The sequence below is a fragment of the Pseudomonas sp. M20 genome (genome assembly GCF_045037865.1).
Lineage (GTDB): Bacteria > Pseudomonadota > Gammaproteobacteria > Pseudomonadales > Pseudomonadaceae > Aquipseudomonas.
On record NZ_CP173611.1, the window covers coordinates 248,984 to 271,796 of the forward strand.

The following is a 22,813-nucleotide window of genomic DNA, read 5'->3' on the forward strand; positions in this document are numbered from 1 at the left end:
GTGGATGACTATAATGGCGCGCTTCCATTTTCCCGCTCGGGAGCCCCCGCGATGCTGCGTATCAGCCAAGAAGCTCTGACATTCGACGACATTCTCTTAGTGCCTGGTTATTCCGAGGTGCTTCCTAACGAAGTCAGTCTCAAGACCCGCCTTACCCGTGGCATCGAGCTGAACATTCCTCTGGTTTCTGCTGCAATGGACACCGTCACTGAAGCCCGTTTGGCAATCGCCATGGCTCAGGAAGGTGGCATCGGCATTATCCACAAGAACATGACCATCGAGCAGCAAGCTGCCGAAGTGCGTAAGGTCAAGAAGTTCGAAGCCGGCGTCGTCAAGGATCCGATCACCATCGAGGCTGATGCCACGGTTCGTGATCTGTTTGAATTGACCCGCATGCACAACATTTCCGGCGTTCCGGTGCTGCACGATGGCGACCTGGTCGGCATCGTCACCTCCCGTGACGTGCGTTTCGAAAGCCGTCTGGAAGCCACCGTCCGTGAAGTGATGACGCCCAAAGAGCGTTTGGTCACGATCAAGGAAGGCGCGAGCAAGGACGAAGCACGCGAACTGCTGCACAAGCACCGCATCGAGCGCGTGCTGATCGTCGACGACAAATTCGCCCTCAAAGGCATGATGACCGTCAACGATATCGAAAAAGCCAAAGCCTACCCGCTGGCCAGCAAGGACGATCAAGGTCGTCTGCGCGTTGGCGCCGCTGTCGGCACCGGTAAAGACACCGGTGACCGCGTTGCCGCTCTGGTCAATGCTGGCGTGGACGTCGTGGTAGTCGATACCGCGCACGGTCACTCCAAAGGCGTGATCGACCGCGTTCGTTGGGTCAAAGAGAATTTCCCTGAAGTGCAGGTGATCGGCGGCAACATCGCCACCGGCGCCGCTGCCAAGGCTCTGGCCGAAGCAGGCGCTGACGCAGTCAAGGTCGGTATCGGCCCTGGCTCGATCTGCACCACCCGTATCGTCGCCGGTGTCGGCGTCCCGCAAATCAGTGCCATCGCCAATGTCGCCGCTGCCCTTGAAGGCACTGGCGTTCCGTTGATCGCCGACGGCGGCATCCGTTTCTCCGGTGACCTGTCCAAGGCCATCGTAGCCGGTGCTTCCTGCGTGATGATGGGCTCGATGTTCGCCGGTACTGAAGAAGCGCCGGGCGAAATCGAACTGTTCCAGGGCCGTTCGTACAAGGCGTATCGCGGCATGGGTTCGCTGGGCGCCATGTCCCAGGCACAAGGCTCTTCCGACCGTTACTTCCAGGACTCCTCGGCAGGCGCCGAGAAACTCGTTCCGGAAGGCATCGAAGGCCGTGTTCCTTACAAAGGCACCCTGAGCGCGATCATTCACCAGTTGATGGGCGGTCTGCGTTCCTCGATGGGCTACACCGGTAGCGCCAACATCGAAGAAATGCGCACCAAGCCTGAGTTCGTGCGGATCACCGGCGCTGGCATGGCCGAATCCCACGTTCACGACGTGCAGATCACCAAAGAAGCGCCAAACTACCGCGTAGGTTGAGCCTTCAAGCAACAAGCAAAGCAACCGGGGCTGTTTGATTCAGCCCCGAGTTGTTTCTGAATCACGACTGTTTCTGAACGACTTAGACGAGACTGAATCATGGCCCTCGATATTCACGCTCACCGCATCCTGATCCTCGACTTCGGCTCGCAATACACCCAACTGATCGCCCGCCGTGTGCGCGAGATCGGTGTGTACTGCGAACTGCACCCGTTCGACATGGACGAAGATGCGATCCGCGAATTCGCTCCTAAAGGCGTCATCCTCGCCGGCGGCCCCGAGTCCGTGCACGTCGCCGACAGCCCGCGTTGCCCACAGGCAGTGTTCGATCTGGGCGTACCGGTCTTCGGTATCTGCTACGGCATGCAGACCATGGCCGAGCAACTGGGCGGCAAGGTTGAAGGTTCCGAACTGCGTGAGTTCGGTTACGCCCGCGTTGACGTGGTCGGCAAGAGCCGCCTGCTCGACGGCATCGAAGACCATATCGACGCTGACGGCCTGTTCGGCCTCGACGTATGGATGAGCCACGGTGACAAGGTCACCAGGATGCCGGAAGACTTCCACATTCTGGCCAGCACCCCGAGCTGCCCGATCGCCGGTATGTTCAACGACGACCGTGGTTACTACGGCGTGCAGTTCCACCCGGAAGTGACCCACACCAAGCAGGGCGGTCGCATCCTGTCGCGTTTTGTCCTCGACATCTGCGGCTGTGAAGCCCTGTGGACCCCGTCGAAGATCGCTGAAGACGCCATTGCCAACATCCGCGCACAAGTCGGCACCGACAACGTGCTGCTGGGTCTGTCCGGTGGTGTTGACTCCTCGGTGGTTGCCGCGCTGCTGCACAAAGCCATCGGCGACCAACTGACCTGCGTCTTCGTCGACAATGGCCTGCTGCGTCTGCACGAAGGCGAGCAAGTGATGGCCATGTTCGCCGAGAACATGGGCGTCAAAGTCATTCGCGCCAACGCTGAAGATCAGTTCCTCAACAACCTGGCCGGCGAAGCCGATCCGGAGAAGAAGCGCAAGATCATCGGTCGTACCTTCATCGACGTCTTCGATGCCCAGTCCAATAAACTGGAAAACATCAAGTACCTCGCGCAGGGCACCATCTACCCGGACGTGATCGAGTCGGCTGGCGCGAAAAGCGGCAAGGCTCACGTAATCAAGTCGCACCACAACGTGGGCGGCCTGCCGGAAGAAATGAACCTGAAACTGGTCGAGCCACTGCGCGAACTGTTCAAGGACGAAGTCCGTCGTCTGGGCCTGGAACTGGGTCTGCCGTACGACATGGTCTACCGTCACCCGTTCCCGGGCCCGGGCCTGGGCGTGCGCATCCTCGGTGAAGTGAAAAAGGAATACGCCGACCTGCTGCGTCGTGCCGACCACATCTTCATCGAAGAACTGCGCAAAGCCGACTGGTACCACAAGGTCAGCCAGGCCTTCGTCGTGTTTCAGCCAGTGAAGTCGGTTGGTGTTGTTGGCGATGGCCGTCGTTACGCTTGGGTTGTCGCCCTGCGTGCCGTAGAGACCATCGACTTCATGACCGCGCGTTGGGCACACCTGCCTTACGAATTGCTGGAAACCGTCTCCGGCCGCATCATCAATGAAATCGAAGGCATCTCCCGCGTCACTTACGACGTGTCGAGCAAGCCGCCGGCGACGATTGAGTGGGAATGATCTCACTACTCGTTGATTAACGAAAAACCCTTGGCCTGAAGCCAAGGGTTTTTTCGTTTCATGCCCGGAAAACGGGTTAGCTGGGTAAGCGACTTTGCAGGGTCAAGCCGATCTCTATCAGGCGCTGGGATAACGCGCCGATGTCACGGAACATGATGCCGCTGATTCGGGGCATCGACTGTGCCCAGATGTAAACCTGACCATCCCCTCGGCGATTCACCATTGTTCGAACAATATTGCCGTCGCTGTTGCGACGCACAAGCGTGTATGCATTCTGGGTTTTTTCGAGCATGAACATGCCGTTGCGATTCAGCAGGGTATTCACTGTTGCCTCAGTCCAACGCGGCACAGGCGTTTCGATCTGCAAGCGCAGATCAGCGAATAGAAAGTCGGATGAGTTGCGCGTCGATGCCCCGTTATCAAACGGGCCCCGAGCGACTTCCAGTCCCGGGTCTATCCTGACGCCGGCCACTTCGGTGGATGTCGCTTCTTCAATCCGTAACCCGATGCCACCCCTGAGTTCGCTGATGCCGGGCAGATTTCTGAAGGTATTGGTGCTCGTTGCCTCGACCAGGGCAACCCATTTGCCTGGTCTGTTGAGGAGCTCGTCCCCCCACATGATTTGAGAGGCGAGCCGGGCGTGGATCATCTGCTCTTCGATCGAGGTCAGCGGTACCTTCAGTTTGTAACTGTGCGCGACTTCAAGACCTTGGGCCCGGATGCCATTGGCCTGGGCTGTCTTGACCAGTTCAAGGATGTTGAATCGGTCATCAGGGTCGGTGCCCAGGCTGGACAAGTAGCCTCGAAGATCCTCTGACATCTCTCCCGACAGGAAAAAGTCGTTGAGATCTGCCTGAGCAAAATCACTCAGCAAACCCCGTACGTACAGCGTGTTGATATGCCGTGCGAACGCCGGCATGTTTTCGATCATGAAGCGTGTGCTGGCGATGCGATCAAGGGTTTCGCCGACGACCAGTCCATCGGTATTGGCAAAGATGCGATCAATCAACTCAGCCGTCTGCATCGCGGCATCGATTGGCGGGATGACGGGCCGTGCGGGCAAGTTGGTCCAGTTCAGCTCGGAGTAATACTCTTTGGCTTCGTTTAGCAAGGACGAGCGTCTGTCGCGAAAATAGGCCGCATACGTATCGACACTTGATGGTTTACCGCGGTTTGCACTGGAGAGCTCGGCGAACGTCTCGGGCAAGTTCATTGCCCATCTTTTCATTCTCGCCATGTCCACGCCTTCGATGTCGTTGAGGGGCGTCACCAGGCGCAGTGGTCGCGCGACCGGTGAAACCGGTTCGACGAGGGGAAGCTCCGCTGACGGCGTTGATGAAGCCTGGGCCGAGGACGAGGAAAGGTCGGAGTCCAGGAAACAGGCCTTGCCCACGCATTGGCCGCCTCCCCTGAGACGCAAGGCGGGTATGCGTTGCCACTTGCCGCTACTGCCGAAGCGTACTGGCAACGAGTAAGCGAACTGATTGGGTCGCTCGGGATTGACGATGGCCCAGTTGCCGGCGTCTTCGGAGTCGGCGAAGTAGCGCACGTAGTACGCGCTACCCTCCATTTCGATGGCATGGCCCGGATCCTTGTCCAGGCGGTAAATACCTTCATATTTGCCCGGCGCTGCCTCTACAGAGCGGTGGGCCAGTAATTCGTTGCATCGATATCGGGCAGGAATCTTTGGCAAGGGCGAACCTTGGCGCGCAGCAGCCGTGGCCAACGGCCGGATGGATGCGATGGGAGTCTCGGTGGGGATTTCGTTTGTCAGCTCAACGGCTACCTCTGGATCAACCACCGGGACTGGCGGTTGATCCAGAGGCGGCAAGAAGGGTGAGTCTGGCGAAGTGAACTCGATCAACCCGAGCATTTCTTCAGCTTCGGCAAAATCCACCTGCGGGCCCACTTCAAGTTGCGCGCCCGTGCTGATCAGAAACGGAATGCTGAACACAATGTCGATGGCATTGAGCACTGCACCAGTAACACCGGCCTTGCGTTCGGTGGGCGTAATGCCGTTGATGGCCTGATCGATGTTCAATCCCATGTTCGCGATGCTGGCGCCAATCAAAGGCAACGCCAAGGGCCAGCCCACCGCTGCCATCGGGCCGAATACTTTCAGCCCGGCACTCAAATAACCGATCCAGAGTTTTTTGCGCAGGTCGTTGTTGGACGTGAGCGCCAAGTGCGCCTCGGCAACCATGCCTGAACGTGTCGACTCGCTCAACCAAGTGAATGCGTCACCGCTGATCGCGACGTTGCTGCGATTGATCATGCGGTGATCGCTGTGACCCCAGGTGCTCACCAGGCGGTTCATCAGATCGGTGAGGTTTTCGTTGATGTGATTACGGTCAGCCAGCGGGAAATGCTGGAGAAATGCCGTGCGCTTGTCGTCTGAATTCATCTGCTCAAGTATCCACCAATGCAGATCCGCTTCATTGTCCTTAAAGAGGAATGACCGGGCCTCGCCTGGCAAGTAAAGGGTCTGGCGGCCACTGCTTTCCACCAGACGCAGAGCATTGAAGGCGACGTGGTCATCGAGATCCAGCGCCCGCACTTCAGCACCGACCGGGTGTAGCGCTTGCAGCATTTGCAAGGTAACGGGCCAAGTGACGGGCCCGATGACCGAGCCGACGATGCGCTGAAAATCAGCGCCATCTAGGTCACACTGCTGCAGCGCCTGCACAGCCAGACTGAGAAAGTTGCACTTTGCCAGGGCGCGGAAGTTATCCGCCGAGGTTTGCCAGAATCTCGTCAGTTGACCTGTGTAGCGCGCGCTGAAGTCGACATCCCAGAATGCCCTCAGCACATCGCTGCCGAGCAATCGCACTTCATTGCTCTGATTGAAGTTCTCTGCCTCCGGGCCATCCGAGTAGAAGCCGCAGTAGAGGCCAAGCAGATCTGCGTTGTCTTGATCGGTCGCGCGAAAGCGATGGATCACCAACTGCGTGAGGGTGAGCGTTTCGTAAGGTTTTTCCAGCGCATGTTCCCAACCAGTGAAGGTCAACGCACTGCTCTGCGCCGTTTTGAAACGGTGGAAGTAAATCCGGTCGGGATCGAGGCCGGACAGTCCTTTTTCCGCCAGGATTTCGTTGGCGACTTGCCGGGCTGCGTCGAGCAAACTCGGGCAGGTCTGCACGATAGTCGCGGCAATGGCTTTGAGGGCAGTTTTATCCGCTGCGTTTGGCAGGAGACGTCGTTCGGGTGAGGTCATGCGTTCTTCATCCTTGAGAAACAAAGATCGAGCATGACTGATTCGCGCAAGGGCAGTGCATTACCGGGCTACCGCATTGCCCTTGTTGATAATAGGGTGGGAGTGCTGGAGGAGGGCAGATTGCAGGACGTCCTGCAGGCGCTAGCTGGCTTCACAAGTGCGGAGGAAGCTTGATGAAAAATGCCCGTCAGTTTTGCTGACGGGCATTTTTTGTTGTCGGGTTTCCCCTGCTCATGTTTAACCGGAGAGCCTCAATCAGGGATCCGGCTACGCAATATCAGTCCGGTATCGGACAGCCGCTGAGACATGTCCTTCAGGTTGGCGTACGCGATGTCATTCACCCGCTGCCACGCAGGTCGGTGAAGGGAGACTTTGCCGTCGCTCAATCGAGTTATCGGCGTGCGCTGGAGCATGCCTTGTTTGCTGCGGTGGATCAGCGTGTAGCTGTCCCCCGCTTTTTCAAACAGATACATGCCACGCCTGTACAAAAGATTCTCCAGCGTCTCCTCGCTCCAGGCCTGCTCAGGTGCCTGAACTTTCAATCGCAAGTCGGCGCGCAGAAGGTCCGGATTACCTTGCCTGACAGCGCCGCCGGGCGAGCTGCCGCGTGGTACTTCAATACCCGGATCGACATCAACGCCCAGGTCTTCACCGGGGCCGACTTCAGCGATTCTCAGGCCGATTGCTCCCTTCAACTCACTGACACCCAGTAGTCCTCTGAAGGTGTTGGTATTTTGAGCATCCGTCACGACAATCCATTTCTGCGGGCTGTTGAGGTAGACGTCGCCGGTCATGATGTTGTTTGTCAGGTAGGTGCTCATCATTTGCTCGTCGACGGAGGGCAGAGGTGTTTTCATTTTGTAGCTCGCGGCGCAGTCGAGCGCCTGGACTCGAACCCCGTTCGCTCCTGCTATCTGAACCAGTTTCAGTGGGTTGAAACGACCGCCCGGATCGGTGCCGAGACTGATCAAATAACTGCGCAGGTCCGCGGACATAATGCCACTGGTGAAGTAGCGGTTCAGTTCAACCTGAGCGAAGTCACTGAGCAGCCCGCGCAGGTAGAGGGTTTTCGCGTGGCGGGCCAATGCCGGCATGCTTTCAATCAGAAAACGCATGCTGGCGATGCGATCAAGGGTTTCTCCTACCACCAGACCTGATGCGTTTTCAAAAATGCCATCGACAAGTTCGGCCAGTGGCATCGAGCCGCTGAGCTCGGGGAGCGTTGGCCGCGCGGGCTGGATCATCCACGGCAGATTCTTGAAAAAGCTTCTGGCTGAACTCTGCAGTAGCAGGCGTTTACCAACGGCATGCAGCTCGAACGGGTCGTCCATGCCAAAGCCACCGGCCCCGTCGGGCTGTAACTGGGCATGGGTTTCGTTGAGGTTCAACGCCCAGCCTCTTATCGAACGGCGCACGAGCGGATCGATGTCGTAGGCGCTGTTCACCGGACGTGGAGGGCGCGATGTCGAGGGCTGCGGTTCTGCCGCCTCTTCTGCGGGTATCTCGGGCGGTACGGGTTCGAAGGTATCGAGTTCGATATCCGGGGTGCATTTTTTGCCCATGCATTGACCGCCTCCTTTGAGTCCCAGTGCAGGCATCCGCTCCCACTCGCCTGCGCCATTGAGGCGCACCGGTAAGGCGTGGACAAACTGATTGGGTCGCTCCGGGTCAACGATTGCCCAATCACCACTGCCGCGAGAATTGGCGAAGTAGCGCACATAGTAGGGAGTGTCATTCATCAGAATGGCGTAGGGCGGATCGGAGTCGAGACGGTAAACACCATGGTATTTCCCGGACTCTTCGTCGAGTGCTGTGCCGTCGAGCAACTCGTTGCATTGATAGCGTTCGGGCACCGGCGGCGGTGCGGTTTTTTGCGCCGGGATCAGCACGGTCTCGTGAAGATTCGGCAGGGTGATATCGACATCGTCCGGCACCATGATTGGCGATGGGTTGTCGCTCTCGACAGCAGGACTCAAGGCTTCGTTGTACTCGGCCATTTCTGCGGCCTCCGCCGCCTCGACTTCTGCGCCAACCTCCAGCATCGACCCGGTGTCGATGAGTAATGGGAGGTTGAATAACAGGTTGATGCCACTCAAGACTGCGCCCAGCAAGCCGGCCTTGCGCTCGGCCCTTGTCTTGCCGTTTTGTGCCTGATCGATATTCAGACCCATGCTGGCGAGGGTGGCGCCAATCACTGGCAATGCCAGTGGCCAACCGACAGTGGCCATCGGCCCGAACACCTTGAGGCCCACACTCAGGTATCCGATCCACAGCTTTTTGCGCAGATCGCCATTGGATGTCAGCGACAGTTGGGCTTCTGCAAACATCGCCTGGCGAGTCGAGTCGCGCAGCCAACTGAATGCATCATCGGTCAGCACCAGGTTTGTACGGTTGATCAGGTGATGATCGGACCGGCCCCAAGTGCCCACCAGGCGATTCATCAGATCGGTCACGTTCTCGCTCATGTGTTGACGGTCGGCGAGGGCGAAGTGATCTAGGAAGGACGCGCGGCGTTTCGCGTCGTTCATCTGCTCCAGCACCCACCAATGCAGATCCGCCGCCGTGTCCTTGATCACGAATGCTTCGGCCTCACCGGGCAGATAGATAATCTGCCGACCCGCAGAGTCAACAATGCGCAGCAACCGAGTGGCGACATGCCCGTCGACGTCAAAGGCATAAACATCCCCCGTTGCAGTTCGACTCGCTTGCAGCATGTTCAGGGTGACCGGCCAACTGACAGGCCCCACCACTGAATTTACCAGCCATTGAAAGTCATGACTGGTGAGCTGCCCAAGATCCAGAGCCTGCACCGCCCTGTTGAGAAAATTGCATTTGGCCAAGGTGCGGAAATCGTCGGCGTGAGTGTTCCAGAAGTCCGTCAGGATGGCGGTGTAGTGACCACTGAAATCGAGGCTCCAGAACGCTTTCAAAACCTCGTTGCCATGCAGTCGCACCTGATTTTTTTCGTCGAAATTCCCGGTTTGCGGACCTTTTGTATAAAAACCGCCGTACAGGTCGAGAAGATCGGCGTTGTCCTGGTCGGTGGCGCGAAAACGATGAATAACCAGCTGTGTCAGGGTCATCGATTCGTAGGGCTTTTCATCGATGTGCTCCCAACCGGTAAACGTGTGGACGCTGCTCTGGGCAGTCTTGAAACGATGGAAGTAAACCTGATCCGGATCGAGGCTCGACAAGCCGTTTGCTTCCAGTAGATCACGGGCAGCTTGCTGTGCTGCTTCCTGCAGGCCGGGGCAGTTTTGCACGACAGTAAAGGCGATCTTCTTCAGAGCCGCTTTGTCCGCGGCGTTAGGCAGGGGCGGTGGTAGGTGGGCGTTCATGCTTTCTCCATCCTTGAGAAAATGAAGGCCAAGCATGGCCTGTTCACTCAAGTGGAGTGCACTACATATGTACCGCACATTGTTGTTCGAAACGTGCGGGGGTCAGCGTCGGGCTACGTCGGAAAAGTAGAACTTGTCGAGGGTGTGCCGTGATTCGGTGTACTCGAACTGACGACCGTCCTGAAGGAAGGTCTGGTTGCTGACCACGATCACATGGCTCTGGCCGTCGAGGTCCAGGTGCAGTTGATCGTCCTTGCTGCGCGGCACGGCTTCGATGGTGCGTTGGGCGTAGGCAATCTGTAACTGCAGAGTCTGTTCGATATGGGCGTAGATCGACTGTTCGGCGATATCGAGAGACAGGCCGGGAATCACTTCGCTGACAAAATGGTTGATGTCGAGGATGACCCGTTTGCCGTCAATCCGCCGCACACGCTTGATCCGCGTGATGAGGCTGCCCGGTTCGGCATGGATGTGCTCAAGCAGGGCGCCTTCGAGCGGGATCTGGCTCATTTCGACCACTTCGGTGCTGACGTCGTTGCCCAGGCGTGGGTAGGTCTCTTGAAAGCTGACGATGCCACCGAGCTGAAACTCGATCGGGTTGGTCGAAAGCACGAAGGTGCCCTTGCCGTGGATCTTCTGCGCAAAGCCGCGCTCCTGAAGCAGTTCGATAGCCTTGCGCACCGTGCCACGGCTGGCCTGATAGCTGTCCATCAGTTCGGTTTCAGAGGGCAAGCGGGCGCCGCGCTCCAGGCGTTCAGTCGTGATGCTGGCCAGCAGATCGCTATAGATCTGGTTGTATTTGCTCATGGGGAGGCTCGGTGCCGACGGTGCTCAAAGCTTCGAACCTTACGGCCAGGGTAGGGCTTTGTCCATGTGGACGATGGAAATCGCCTTAGGGACGAGTAGGAAAATTCGTCTTCGGTCTGGCGGGAACATACATAAACAAACTCGTCTGTACGAGTTGTTGCATTAACTCGTACAGACGAGTATTTTTCGCTTCGGCGTGCTGCCAATAACAACAATCCCAGCGGAAGAACAAGCATGAGCCACGACTACCCGAACATCGCCGCGCAATTGCTGCAGAGCCTCGGTGGCAGCGACAACCTCGAACAGGGCGCCCATTGCGTCACGCGGTTGCGACTTGCCCTGAAGGACCCGAGCCTGGTCGACAGCGCCACGCTCAACCAGATCGATCTGGTCAAAGGCTCGTTCTTCACCGGTGGCCTCTATCAGGTGGTGATCGGTCCGGGTGACGTGGAAAAGGTCTATGCCGAATTGCGTCGGCAGACCGGTCTCGCGGCGTCGACCATCGCTGACGTCAAACAGAAAAGCGCCGAAAAGATCAACGCCATGCAGCGTCTGGTGCGAGTGTTTTCCGACGTGTTCATGCCCATCCTGCCGGCGCTGATCATTGCCGGCCTGTTGATGGGCATCAACAATCTGCTCGGCGCCAAAGGTATGTTCATCGAAGGGCAAACCCTGCTCGATGCCTACCCGAAACTCGACGGGCTGTGGAGCCTGATCAACCTGATGGCCAACACCTCGTTCGTGTTTTTGCCGGCGCTGGTGGGCTGGTCGGCGGCCAAACGCTTTGGCGGCAGCGAGATCCTCGGCATCGTGCTCGGTCTGATGCTGGTGCATCCCGATCTGCTCAACGCCTGGAACTACGGCAAGGCCGTGGCCGGGCTGGACGGGCAGCAACTGCCGTACTTCGACATTCTCGGGTTGTTCCAGGTGGAAAAGGTCGGTTACCAGGGGCAGATCCTGCCGATTCTGCTGGCCGCCTACGTGATGAGCGTCATCGAAAAATGGCTGCGCGCACGCGTGCCCAACGCCATTCAGTTACTCGTTGTACCGATCACCACCATCGTTGTCACCGGCGTGCTGGCGCTGGCGGTAATCGGCCCGGTGACTCGCCACATCGGAATCTTTATCACCGAAGGGCTGGTCATGCTGTTTGACCTGGCGCCGATGGTGGGTGGCGCGATTTTCGGTCTGCTGTATGCGCCGCTGGTGATCACCGGCATGCACCACATGTTTCTCGCGGTCGATCTGCAATTGATCTCGACCCAGGGCGGCACCTTCATCTGGCCGATGATCGTCATGTCCAATCTCGCTCAGGGCAGTGCCGCCCTGGCGGTGTTCTGGATGACCCGTAATGCGCGGGACAAGAGCATGGCGTCGACCTCGGCGATTTCCGCCTACTTCGGTATCACCGAGCCGGCGATGTTCGGGGTCAACCTGCGTTACAAATTTCCGTTCTATGCCGCGCTCACCGGCTCGGCGCTGGGCTGCGTATTCCTTTCGCTGAACAAGGTTCAGGCCTCGGCCATCGGCGTCGGTGGCCTGCCGGGATTCATCTCGATCATTCCGCAGTACATCCCGATGTTTGTGCTGGGGATGCTGATTGCCATGCTCGTGCCGTTTGTTCTGACCTGTGCATTGAGCATGAAGATTGTCCGGCCCGGTTATCGGGTTGCCTGAATCGATCTGTAGGAGCTCGTAAAATTCAAGAGGGAAATGAGCCATGCAAGACTGGCAGCGTTCGGTGATCTACCAGATCTACCCGAAGAGTTTTCATAGCCACGCCGGCAACCCGACAGGTGATTTGCTCGGTATCGTCGCCAAGCTCGACTACCTGCACTGGCTGGGTGTCGATTGCTTGTGGATCACGCCGTTTCTGCGTTCGCCGCAGCGTGATAATGGCTACGACATCAGCGATTACTACGCCATCGATCCGAGCTACGGAAGCATGGCCGACTGCGAGCTGTTGATCGCCGAAGCGGGCAAGCGCGGGATCAAGCTGATGCTCGACATCGTGGTCAATCACACCTCGATCGAACACGTCTGGTTCCAGCAGGCGCGCAGCAGCCTCGACAATCCTTACCGTGACTTCTATATCTGGCGTGATCAGCCGAACAACTGGGAATCCAAGTTCGGCGGTTCCGCCTGGGAGTACGAGGCCCAGACCGGTCAGTACTACCTGCACCTGTTCGACCACACCCAGGCCGACCTGAATTGGGACAACCCTCAGGTGCGTGCCGAAGTGTTCCGGATGATGCAGTTCTGGCGAGACAAGGGTGTGGGTGGTTTTCGGCTGGACGTGATCAATCTGATCTCCAAGCCCGAGGACTTTCCCGAAGACAGCAGCGATGGCCGCCGCTTTTATACCGACGGGCCGAATGTCCACGAGTACTTGCAGCAGATGCACCGCGAAGTCTTCGCAGGGCACGAGCTGATCAATGTCGGCGAGATGTCATCGACCAGCCTCGAACACTGCATTCGTTATTCCAATCCGCAGTCTAAAGAACTGTCGATGACCTTCAACTTTCACCACTTGAAAGTCGATTATCCGAACCTGCAGAAGTGGGTACGCGCCGACTTCGATTTCCTTCAGCTCAAGGGGATTCTGTCCGACTGGCAGACCGGCATGCAGGCCGGCGGTGGCTGGAACGCGCTGTTCTGGTGTAACCACGATCAACCGCGAGTGGTTTCGCGCTTTGGCGATGACGGCGAACACCGCGAGCTCTCGGCGAAGATGCTCGGCACTGCATTGCATTTTCTCCAAGGCACGCCTTTCGTGTATCAGGGCGAAGAGTTGGGCATGACCAATCCGGGGTTCGAATCGATCGAGCATTATCGCGATGTCGAGACGCTGAACATCTTTCGCCTCAAGCGCGAAGCCGGCAGCAGCGATGCCGACAACATGGCGGCGATCATGCAGAAGTCCCGTGATAACGGCCGTACACCGATGCACTGGGACGCCGGCCCGAACGCCGGTTTCAGTAGCGTCGAACCGTGGATCGGCGTGCCGGCGAATGCCGCGCAGATCAACGTTGCCCACCAGATCGATGATCCGGAATCGGTGTTGCATCACTACCGCCGTCTGATCGCGTTACGTCGCCACGAGCCGTTGATCACCGAAGGGCTGTACCGACAATTGCTGGCGGAACATCCGCAAGTCTGGGCGTATGTGCGTGAAGGTGATGCCGAGCGCCTGTTGGTGGTGAACAACTTCTACGGGACAACCTGTGAAGTGGAATTACCGGCGACGGTCATCAGTGAATCGATGAGCCAGCGCCAGTTGATCAGCAATTATCCAGAGGGCGCGTTGCGCAAGCGCCAGGTGACGTTGCGACCTTACGAGTCCTTCGTCCTGCACCTGATCGATCCCTGACCTTTAACTAAAAAAACAACGTTCAAAAAACACGCAGAGCACTGCGCGGGGGATTTCTGCGCGCCGAATTCATGCAACCAGACAATAAAAACAATGGGGTGGCTTATGAAAACAACAATAAATCGCAGCCTTGCAGTCGCAGGTTTTTGCCTGGCCTTACCGCCGAATTCACAAGCGCTGGAGTTCGGCGGTTACTTGCGTAGTGGTGTCGGTACGTCGGTCAACAGCAGCGGTCAGTCGTGCTTCCAGTTACCCGGTGCGCAAACGAAATATCGTTTGGGTAATGAATGCGAGCAGTACGGAGAGCTGGAGTTGCGTCAGGATCTGTACACCCTCGACGACGGTTCGGTCCTGAGCGTCGATGGCATGGCCTCACTGTATAACCGCTACGACCGCAGCCCCACCTTCAAAGAAGACAATGGTTCGATACGCTTGCCGCAGGCCTACGCACAGTGGTCGGCGGTGCCTGCGCTCAATGGCGGTTCGCTGTGGGCGGGGCGCCGTTACTACAAGCGCAATGACATTCACATTTCCGACTTCTATTACTGGAACCAGAGCGCCACGGGAGGCGGGGTTGAAGACGTGCTGATCGGCGACCTGAAATACAGCTATGCCTTCTCGCGCAAGGACAACCTGTACCAGAAGGACTACATCAATCGGCACGACTTCAACGTGGCCGGTTTCAAGACCAACCCGGGCGGTGAGCTGGAGTTCGGCTTGAGTTATATCGACAAACCCGACAGCCGCGATGCCCACCGAGGCTGGGCAATCACCACGCAACATGTGCAAAAGGATTTTCTCGGCGGCAAGAACAAACTGGCCCTGCAATACGGTGAAGGGCCGGGCACCGGGCTGGGTTATACCGGCAACGTCAAACTGGATGACGGCAACAAGAGTTACCGGATCGTCGAGTTTTTCGACTGGCAGGTGACCCCGCGTTTTGGCGGACAAATCGCGGCGGTGTATCAGAAAGACATTCGCCCGGACGGTGCCGATCAGAACTGGATCTCGTTGGGGGTACGGCCTGCCTACGCGCTCAGCGAACACTTCAAACTGGTGAGCGAACTGGGTCACGATCAAGTCGAAGCGCCGGGCGGCACGCGCAAGCTGAGCAAGTTCACGTTTGCCCCGACCTGGTCGCCCAAAGGGCCGGAGTTCTGGGCGCGTCCCGAGGTGCGTTTGTATTACACGTACGCCACCTGGAACGAGGCTGCCAAGCGTGCGGCCAACCAACTGGCGAAAGGTTCTGCGTTGTCCGATACCGGCGCCTTCGGTAATGCCCGCCACGGCGCGAATGTCGGATTGCAGGTCGAATACTGGTGGAAATAAGCGATGCTGATGGCGCGTCGCGCTCCATCGGCACTTCAAAGAATAAAACTGCAGGTGACGTCATGGCCACACCCCAACCCTTGCAACTGCTGGCTCCCTTGTCCGGTGTCCTGATGGCGCTTGAGCAAGTGCCCGATCCGGTATTTTCCGGACGCGTGATCGGCGATGGTCTATGCATCGACCCGACCTCGTCGACGCTGTGTGCACCCTTGGCCGGGGTCATTAGCAACGTCCAGGCCAGCGGGCATGCCGTGAGCATCACTGATGACAACGGCGTGCAGGTATTGATGCACATCGGCCTGGATACGGTGAACCTCGCCGGGCAAGGTTTCACCCGTCTGGTCGAAGAGGGGCAACGGGTTGCTGCCGGGCAGGCCCTGATCGAGTTCGACGCCGATTACATTGCCCGACATGCGCGCAGCCTGATGACGTTGATGCTGGTGGTCAGCGGTGAGCCGTTTACCTGGCTCGTCGCGTCGAGCGGACAGGTCGAAAGCGGTCAGCCGTTGCTTGAAATAGCCAGCACGCAGGCACTCAGCGAGGAAGCCGGGGCGTCAGAGGGGCAGGTTGTTTTCTCGCAACCATTGAAACTGCCCAATCCCAATGGTTTGCACGCGCGCCCGGCGGCGGTGTTCGCGCAAGCGGCGAAGGGCTTCACGGCAAAGATTTACCTGCATAAGCAGCAGGCTCAAGCCAACGCCAAATCGCTGGTGGCGATCATGGCGTTGCAAACTGCTTTTGGCGATAGCGTGCGGCTCAGTGCGGTGGGCGATGACGCTGACGCGGCAATCAATACGCTGACCCGGTTACTGACCGAGGGCTGCGGTGAAACGGTGACGTCGGTGGCGCCTGTCGATGTCGTCGCCACCGAGACGCTGACGCTGCTGCGGGGCATCTGCGCGTCACCCGGTTCGGCGTTGGGCCAAGTGCTGCAGATCAGCGAGCCGGTCTTCGACGTCAGCGAGTTCGGCGGCGGAGCAGAGGTCGAGTGTGCAGCCCTCGCCAATGCCCTGATCGAAGCCGATCTGGCCTTGCAGCATCTGCGTGATACCGCTGCTGGTGAAGCCGAAGCCGAGATCTTCAAGGCCCATCAGGAACTGCTCGAAGATCCGGGTCTGCTCGATCAGGCGCAAGTGTTGATCGACGAGGGCAAAAGCGCGGCCTTCGCCTGGCGCGCCGCCACTGAAGAAACCGCGATCATGTTTCGCCAACTCGGCAGTGCACTGCTGGCCGAACGGGCGGCGGACCTGACCGATGTCGGGCGCCGCGTGCTCAAGCTGCTTCTAGGGATTGGTGATCAGGTGCTGGAGCTGCCGCAAGGGTGCATTCTGATTGCCGATCAACTGACGCCTTCGCAGACCGCCGGCATCGATACCAGCAAGGTACTGGGTTTCGCTACGGTCGGGGGCGGCGCGACCAGCCACGTGGCGATTCTTGCCCGCGCCTGTGGTCTGCCATCGATCTGCGGGGTGCAGGTGCAAATGCTCGCGCTGAGCAATGGCACTCAAGTACTGCTTGAGGCCGACAAGGGCGAACTGCATGTGCATCCGGACCCGTCGGCGATCAAACAATGGCAGGCGCGACACGCGCAACAGCGCCAACGCCATGAGCATGAACTGGCCAACGCGACCCTCGCCGCGCGAACCCGTGACGGGCATCACGTCGAGGTGTCGGCCAACGTCGCCTCATTGGCTGAAACCGAGCAGGCCATGGCTTTGGGAGGCGCGGGCGTCGGTCTGCTGCGTTCGGAATTTCTCTATCTGGGGCGCAATCACGCGCCGAGCCATGACGAACAGGTCGCTACTTACAGCGCCATCGCCCGCTGCGTGGGACCTGCGCACAATCTGGTGGTGCGCACCCTTGATGTCGGCGGCGACAAACCGCTGGCCTATGTGCCGATGGACAGCGAAACCAACCCGTTCCTCGGCGTGCGCGGCATTCGTTTGTGTCTGGAGCGCCCGCAGTTATTGCGTGAACAGTTCCGCGCCATGCTCGGCTGCGGCGAGCTGACGCGTTTGCACATCATGTTGCCGATGGTCACGCAACTCTCGGAGCTGCGTCTGGCACGGCAGATGCTCGACGAGGAAATCCTTGCGTTAGGGCTAACGCAACGACCGAAGCTGGGAATCATGATCGAAGTGCCGGCGGCGGCGCTGATGGCGGATCTGTTTGCGCCGCTGGTGGATTTCTTCTCGATCGGTACCAACGACCTGACGCAATACACCTTGGCGATGGATCGCGATCATCCGCGTCTGGCCAGTCAGGCGGACAGTTTTCATCCCTCGGTATTGCGTCTGATCGCCATGACTGTGAAGGCTGCGCACACCCATGGCAAATGGGTCGGTGTGTGCGGGGCGATGGCCTCTGAACGTCTGGCGGTGCCGCTGTTGCTGGGGTTGGGCGTGGATGAGTTGTCGGTGAGCGTGCCGATGATCGCCCCGGTCAAGGCAGCAGTGCGCGAACTGGCGCTGGCGGATTGTCAGATCATCGCGCAACAGGTGCTCGGTCTGGAAAGTGCCGGGCAAGTGCGCGAGGCGTTGCAGCTGTTTCACGAGGCAACCGTCGATACTTTACGGGCTCTGGAGAACTGAACATGTTCGATCAATTGCAGAAGGCATTCTGGAAAGCCCTGACCCCGGATCTGGTCGCGGACACACCGACAGCAGCGGCCGAGCCAAGCGATGGGTTGAGCGCCGATATCGTCGCGGCGCTGGGGGGTGTGGATAACCTGAAGTCGCAGCAACCGCTGGCGTTGACGCGGGTGCGGGTGGTGTTGCGTGATGTGTCGCATATCGACCAACACGCATTGAGCGCCGCCGGTGTCGCGGGCGTGATGCCCTTGGCGGACGGTGTGGTGCACCTGATTACCGGGCTGCGGCCTTAAGCCGGCAGGTGATGTGCGGCCTCAGGTCGCCCTTACTGTTTCTCAACCGCAGGTGTATCGTATTCGCCTTTTGCAGGCTTCAGGGCCTGTCGCTGATACGTGAGGTAGTTGAGTTCATGTCCTTTACCCGTCGCCAAATCCTCGGTGGCCTGGCCGGTCTTATTGTCGTTGGTGTCGGTGCGGGGGGCGCGTCGCGTTATTGGCTCGGCAAAATGGCCGACGCCGAGGCGGGCCACGATTATGAACTGATCGCCGCACCGCTCGACGTCGAGCTGGTGCCGGGGCACAAGACCGAAGCCTGGGCATTCGGCCCGTCGGCGCCGGGCACCGAGTTGCGAGTGCGTCAGGGTGAATGGCTGCGGGTGCGCTTCATCAACCATCTGCCGGTGGCGACGACCATTCACTGGCACGGCATTCGTCTGCCGCTGGAAATGGACGGCGTGCCGTACGTCTCGCAACTGCCGGTGCTGCCGGGTGAATACTTCGATTACAAATTCCGCGTGCCGGATGCCGGCAGCTATTGGTATCACCCGCACGTCAGCAGCAGCGAAGAACTCGGGCGCGGGTTGGTCGGGCCGCTGATCATCGAAGAGCGCGAGCCCACCGGTTTCAAGTACGAAAAAACCTTGAGCCTGAAAAACTGGCACATCGATGAGGAAGGCAATTTCGTCGAGTTCAGTATTCCCCGTGAAGCGGCTCGTGGCGGTACGGCGGGGCGGTTGTCGACCATCAACGGCGTGCCGAACCCGGTGATCGAACTGCCGGCCGGGCAGATCACCCGGGTGCGCTTGCTCAACCTCGACAACACCCTGACTTACCGCATCAACATTCCCGGTGTTGAAGCGCAGATCTATGCGCTGGACGGCAATCCGGTCGCGCCGCGCCCGTTGGGCAAGGAATACTGGCTCGGCCCGGGCATGCGTATCTGTCTGGCGATCAAGGCTCCGGCGGCCGGCGAAGAGTTGTCGCTGCGCAATGGCCCGGTACGTCTCGGCACCCTGCGTTCGGTGGCCAATAACGAGGCGCCGACCGACTGGCCGAAAGCGCTACCGGCCAACCCGGTGGCTGAGCCGGACCTGGCCAACGCCGAGAAACTCAACTTCAATTTCGAATGGGTCGGCTCGGTGTCGGTCAACGTCGACAATGGCCGGCCGCCGAGCCTGTGGCAGATCAACGGCAAGGCCTGGGACATCACCGACAAGACTTGCGCCGACCGGCCGATCGCCAGCCTGAAACTGGGGCAGAGTTATATCTTCGAATTGAAGAACATGACCCAATATCAGCACCCGATCCACCTGCACGGCATGAGTTTCAAGGTGATCGCGTCGAACCGGCACAAGATCATTCCGTATTTCACCGACACCTATCTGCTGGGCAAGAACGAGCGCGCGCAAGTGGCGCTGGTGGCCGATAATCCGGGGGTGTGGATGTTCCACTGCCACGTGATCGATCACATGGAAACCGGCCTGATGGCCGCCATCGAGGTGAAGTGATGCGCCAGATTCGCCCTGCCGCGATCATCGACCGCAGCCGAGACCGTGACTTCATGCGTGAAGCCCTGACCCTCGCCGCACAAGGCGCCGCGCTGGGTGAAGTGCCGGTGGGCGCGGTGCTGGTGCAGGACGGCGAGATCATCGGGCGCGGTTTCAACTGCCCAATCAGCACCAGCGACCCGAGTGCCCATGCGGAAATGGTCGCCATTCGTGCGGCCGCGCAGGCAGTGGATAACTATCGGCTGCCGGGCAGCACGCTGTATGTGACGCTGGAACCGTGCAGCATGTGCGCCGGTTTGATCGTGCATTCGCGGGTGGCGCGGGTGGTGTATGGCGCGCTAGAGCCGAAGGCGGGGATTGTGCAGAGTCAGGGACAGTTTTTCACCCAGGGATTTTTGAATCACCGGGTGTTGTATGAAGGCGGGGTGTTGGCGGAGGAATGTGGCGCGGTGTTGACCGAATTCTTTCGCGCCCGAAGAGCAAAAAGCCCCTCACCCTAACCCTCCCGAAACGTCGGACCGCCCGTAGGGAGAGGGGACTGACCGAATTGGATGGGCGAGGTCCGCCGACCTGAGATACCGAGTCGAACTCAAGTTTAGAAAAGCCCAAAGATCGGCCCCCTCTCCTTGGGGAGAGGGCTGGGGTGAGGGGGGGGCTCACCTCGGTGATTGGTCGGATTACTTCTTCGCGACAATCACCGCGCGCATCGGTGCCGGCAATCCTTCAATCGTTTTGCTGTGATCTTCCGGATCAAGGAAATCACTCAGCGACTGATACTTCATCCACTCGGTACCACGCTGTTCTTCGACCGTTGTCGTGCTCACATCCACACACTTCACATCAGTGAACCCGGCACGACGCAACCACAACTCCAGCGCCGGCACCGACGGCAGGAACCACACGTTACGCATTTGCGCATAACGGTCTTCCGGCACCAGTACCTGATGTTTGTCGCCTTCCACCACCAGCGTTTCCAGAACCAGTTCGCCGCCCTTGACCAGGCAATCCTTCAGCGCCAGCAAATGTTCGATCGGTGAGCGGCGGTGATAGAACACACCCATGGAAAACACCGTGTCGAAACCTTCCAGATTCGGCGGCAGGTCTTCGAACGGAAAGGGCAGGTGCCAGGCATTCGGTTCTGACAGATAACGCTGCACCGCCTGGAACTGGCAGAAGAACAGCCAGTTCGGGTCAACACCGATCACACTGTTCGCGCCGGCACCGAGCATGCGCCACATGTAATACCCGTTGCCGCAACCGACATCGAGGATGCGTTTACCCTTCAAGTCGAGGTGCGGAGAGACACGCGACCACTTCCAGTCCGAACGCCATTCGGTGTCGACGTGCACACCAAACAAGTCGAACGGCCCTTTGCGCCACGGCGACAGGCCCATCAACGCGGTGTGCATCTGCGCGCGGGTTTCGTCGTCGCAATCGGTGTCGAGTTTCAGACCGTGGAGCAGATCGATTTCGCTCGGCTGAATCTTCGGCAAGGCATCCAGCGCACTTTGCCAGCGCTCCAGATCGCCGTGACCTTTCTCCATTTTCTTGTCGAGTTGCGCTTGCAGGGTGTTAGCCCATTCGGCCAGCGGTGTGCCGGCCAGACGGCGGGCGAGGGGGGACAGATCAATCATGGCAAGGCAATCAACGAGGCAAAGTTAAGACACTGGAACCACGGCACGACTTTCGAGAACCCGGCGGCCAGCAGGCGTTCGCGGTGTTCTTCGAGGCTGTCGGGCTTCATGACGTTTTCGATGGCGCTGCGCTTCTGGGCGATTTCCAGTTCGCTGTAGCCGTTGGCGCGTTTGAAGGCGACGTGCAGATCAGTCAGCAATGCGTGTTCTTCGGCATCGTTGAAGCGCAGCTTCTCCGACAGAATCAGCGCGCCGCCGGGCAGCAACGATTGGCGAATGCGCGAGAGCAACGCGGTGCGCTGATCGGGGGCGATGAATTGCAGGGTGAAGTTCAGCGCCACCACCGAAGCAGGTTGAAAGTCGAGGGCGAGGATGTCGCCTTCGATGACTTCCACCGGCAGCAACTCTTGGAACATCGAATCCTGACCGTTGAGGTATTCGCGACAGCGCTCGACCATCGCTGCAGAGTTATCCACAGCGATCACCCGGCAACCGTCGGTACGCACGTGGCGGCGCAGGGCTTGAGTGACAGCGCCCAGCGATGAGCCGAGGTCGTAGAGCACGCTGTTCGGCTGGGCGAACTGCGCGGCGAGCACGCCGAGGTTTTCGACGATGGTCGGGTAACCCGGCACCGAGCGCTTGATCATGTCCGGGAACACCCGCACGACGTCTTCGTTGAAGGCGAAGTCAGGTACCTGGGCCAAAGGCTTGGCGAAAATGCGATCGGGTTCTTTGCTCACGGCGGTTCCGGCGGTGTCGGTGGAAAGGCCGGCATTTTAGCCAAAGTGGCGTCGGGATGCTTGGGTTGTCTGATAAAGCGGCAAATCAAAAGATCGCAGCCTGCGGCAGCTCCTACAGGGGAATGCGGTTTTCTGTAGGAGCTGCCGCAGGCTACGATCTTTTAAAGGCTGGCGCGTTTACTTTGAGAGAACGCCGAGGCGGCGATGCCCCATTGGCCAAGCCAGTAGCTGAGGATGATGACGTAAGGTGCGGCGTGGAAAGGGGCGACGAAACGGTCGATACCAATCACGCTGTCTGAGAACACAAACGCTAGCGCACCACCCGCCGCCAGTAGCGCCGAACGTTTCGGCACATCGGTGCCGAGGCGAGCGAGGGCGCGCCAGAGCATTGCGCTGATCGCAGTGCCGTAGACAATCACCGGCGCCAGCAACGGCCCAAGCCCGCTGGAAATGAGCATCCCCAGCAACACCGCGCCGACACCGAGTGCAAGCACCAGCGGCAGAATTGCCAGACGCTTGCAGTCACTCAGATATGCCTTCAGATACGCCAGATGCGCGACCAGAAACGCGCCAAGTCCGAATACAAACAAATCCCCCGGCCAAGCGAGCAACACATCTCCCAGCAGCGAGAAAATCAGACCAAGACTGATCCAGCGCCGATAGTCGCTGGGCGGCGCATCATGTAGCCAGCCGAGCAGCGCCAGCACCGGCAGCGGCTTCACCAGCAAGCACAGCAGCGCCGCATGGGTGCTGACGCCGTAGAGAAACGTCACCGCGCCCATCAGCGCCAGAATCAGCCAACCCAC

Annotated in this window: 16 protein-coding genes; 10 read left to right on the forward strand and 6 right to left on the reverse strand. The window is 59.0% G+C overall.

Going from position 1 to position 22,813, the window contains the following annotated elements; translation table 11 throughout:
- Positions 1 to 51: 51 nt before the first annotated feature.
- On the forward strand, positions 52 to 1,521 hold the full coding sequence (guaB, locus tag ACI514_RS01195; protein ID WP_007916845.1) for an IMP dehydrogenase: 1,470 nt from the start codon (positions 52 to 54) through the stop codon (positions 1,519 to 1,521).
- A gap of 99 nt (positions 1,522 to 1,620) precedes the next feature.
- Positions 1,621 to 3,198: a glutamine-hydrolyzing GMP synthase gene (gene guaA, locus ACI514_RS01200; protein WP_108226546.1), complete on the forward strand. Its 1,578-nt coding sequence runs from the start codon at positions 1,621 to 1,623 to the stop codon at positions 3,196 to 3,198.
- Between the two features lie 76 nt (positions 3,199 to 3,274).
- Here the strand turns inward: guaA and ACI514_RS01205 are convergent, their stop codons facing one another.
- Entirely contained in the window at positions 3,275 to 6,412 is a 3,138-nt protein-coding gene (locus ACI514_RS01205; protein WP_405122936.1) for a membrane-targeted effector domain-containing toxin, read from the reverse strand.
- Between the two features lie 33 nt (positions 6,413 to 6,445).
- On the opposite strand from ACI514_RS01205, the gene ACI514_RS01210 reads away from it, so the two are divergent.
- Positions 6,446 to 6,586: a hypothetical protein gene (locus tag ACI514_RS01210; protein ID WP_405122937.1), complete on the forward strand. Its 141-nt coding sequence runs from the start codon at positions 6,446 to 6,448 to the stop codon at positions 6,584 to 6,586.
- A 77-nt stretch (positions 6,587 to 6,663) separates the two neighbouring features.
- Here ACI514_RS01210 and ACI514_RS01215 read toward each other — a convergent pair whose 3' ends face one another.
- Complete coding sequence (locus ACI514_RS01215) at positions 6,664 to 9,750, reverse strand: membrane-targeted effector domain-containing toxin (RefSeq protein ID WP_405122938.1); 3,087 nt, start codon at positions 9,748 to 9,750, stop codon at positions 6,664 to 6,666.
- Positions 9,751 to 9,852: 102 nt separating this feature from the next.
- Complete coding sequence (treR, locus tag ACI514_RS01220; RefSeq protein WP_160059302.1) at positions 9,853 to 10,557, reverse strand: trehalose operon repressor; 705 nt, start codon at positions 10,555 to 10,557, stop codon at positions 9,853 to 9,855.
- 234 nt (positions 10,558 to 10,791) lie between these two features.
- On the opposite strand from treR, the gene treP reads away from it, so the two are divergent.
- The 7 genes from treP to tadA all read left to right on the forward strand — a co-directional run bounded on the left by treP (position 10,792) and on the right by tadA (position 20,133).
- Positions 10,792 to 12,234, forward strand: coding sequence for a PTS system trehalose-specific EIIBC component (gene treP / locus ACI514_RS01225; RefSeq protein WP_160059301.1), 1,443 nt, complete (start codon positions 10,792 to 10,794; stop codon positions 12,232 to 12,234).
- Between the two features lie 43 nt (positions 12,235 to 12,277).
- A complete protein-coding gene (gene treC / locus ACI514_RS01230; RefSeq protein ID WP_405122939.1) occupies positions 12,278 to 13,927 on the forward strand; it encodes an alpha,alpha-phosphotrehalase in 1,650 nt (549 codons plus the stop codon).
- A gap of 105 nt (positions 13,928 to 14,032) precedes the next feature.
- Complete coding sequence (locus tag ACI514_RS01235) at positions 14,033 to 15,256, forward strand: carbohydrate porin (RefSeq protein ID WP_160059299.1); 1,224 nt, start codon at positions 14,033 to 14,035, stop codon at positions 15,254 to 15,256.
- 62 nt (positions 15,257 to 15,318) lie between these two features.
- Positions 15,319 to 17,847: a phosphoenolpyruvate--protein phosphotransferase gene (ptsP, locus tag ACI514_RS01240; RefSeq protein ID WP_405122940.1), complete on the forward strand. Its 2,529-nt coding sequence runs from the start codon at positions 15,319 to 15,321 to the stop codon at positions 17,845 to 17,847.
- A 2-nt stretch (positions 17,848 to 17,849) separates the two neighbouring features.
- Entirely contained in the window at positions 17,850 to 18,140 is a 291-nt protein-coding gene (locus ACI514_RS01245) for a PTS transporter subunit EIIB (RefSeq protein ID WP_405122941.1), read from the forward strand.
- Positions 18,141 to 18,256: 116 nt separating this feature from the next.
- On the forward strand, positions 18,257 to 19,633 hold the full coding sequence (locus ACI514_RS01250) for a multicopper oxidase family protein (RefSeq protein WP_405122942.1): 1,377 nt from the start codon (positions 18,257 to 18,259) through the stop codon (positions 19,631 to 19,633).
- Positions 19,633 to 20,133, forward strand: coding sequence for a tRNA adenosine(34) deaminase TadA (gene tadA, locus ACI514_RS01255; protein ID WP_034156281.1), 501 nt, complete (start codon positions 19,633 to 19,635; stop codon positions 20,131 to 20,133). Before ACI514_RS01250 ends, tadA begins: the two co-directional genes overlap by 1 nt.
- Positions 20,134 to 20,310: 177 nt before the next feature.
- Here the strand turns inward: tadA and cmoB are convergent, their stop codons facing one another.
- From cmoB to ACI514_RS01270, 3 genes are all read right to left on the reverse strand, one after another.
- Positions 20,311 to 21,267 (reverse strand): tRNA 5-methoxyuridine(34)/uridine 5-oxyacetic acid(34) synthase CmoB, encoded by a 957-nt coding sequence (gene cmoB / locus ACI514_RS01260; protein WP_405122943.1) that lies wholly within the window; start codon positions 21,265 to 21,267, stop codon positions 20,311 to 20,313.
- Entirely contained in the window at positions 21,264 to 22,007 is a 744-nt protein-coding gene (gene cmoA, locus ACI514_RS01265; RefSeq protein WP_007916813.1) for a carboxy-S-adenosyl-L-methionine synthase CmoA, read from the reverse strand. The genes cmoB and cmoA overlap by 4 nt, the downstream gene beginning before the upstream one ends.
- A gap of 161 nt (positions 22,008 to 22,168) precedes the next feature.
- Entirely contained in the window at positions 22,169 to 22,813 is a 645-nt protein-coding gene (locus ACI514_RS01270) for a lysoplasmalogenase (protein ID WP_174244478.1), read from the reverse strand.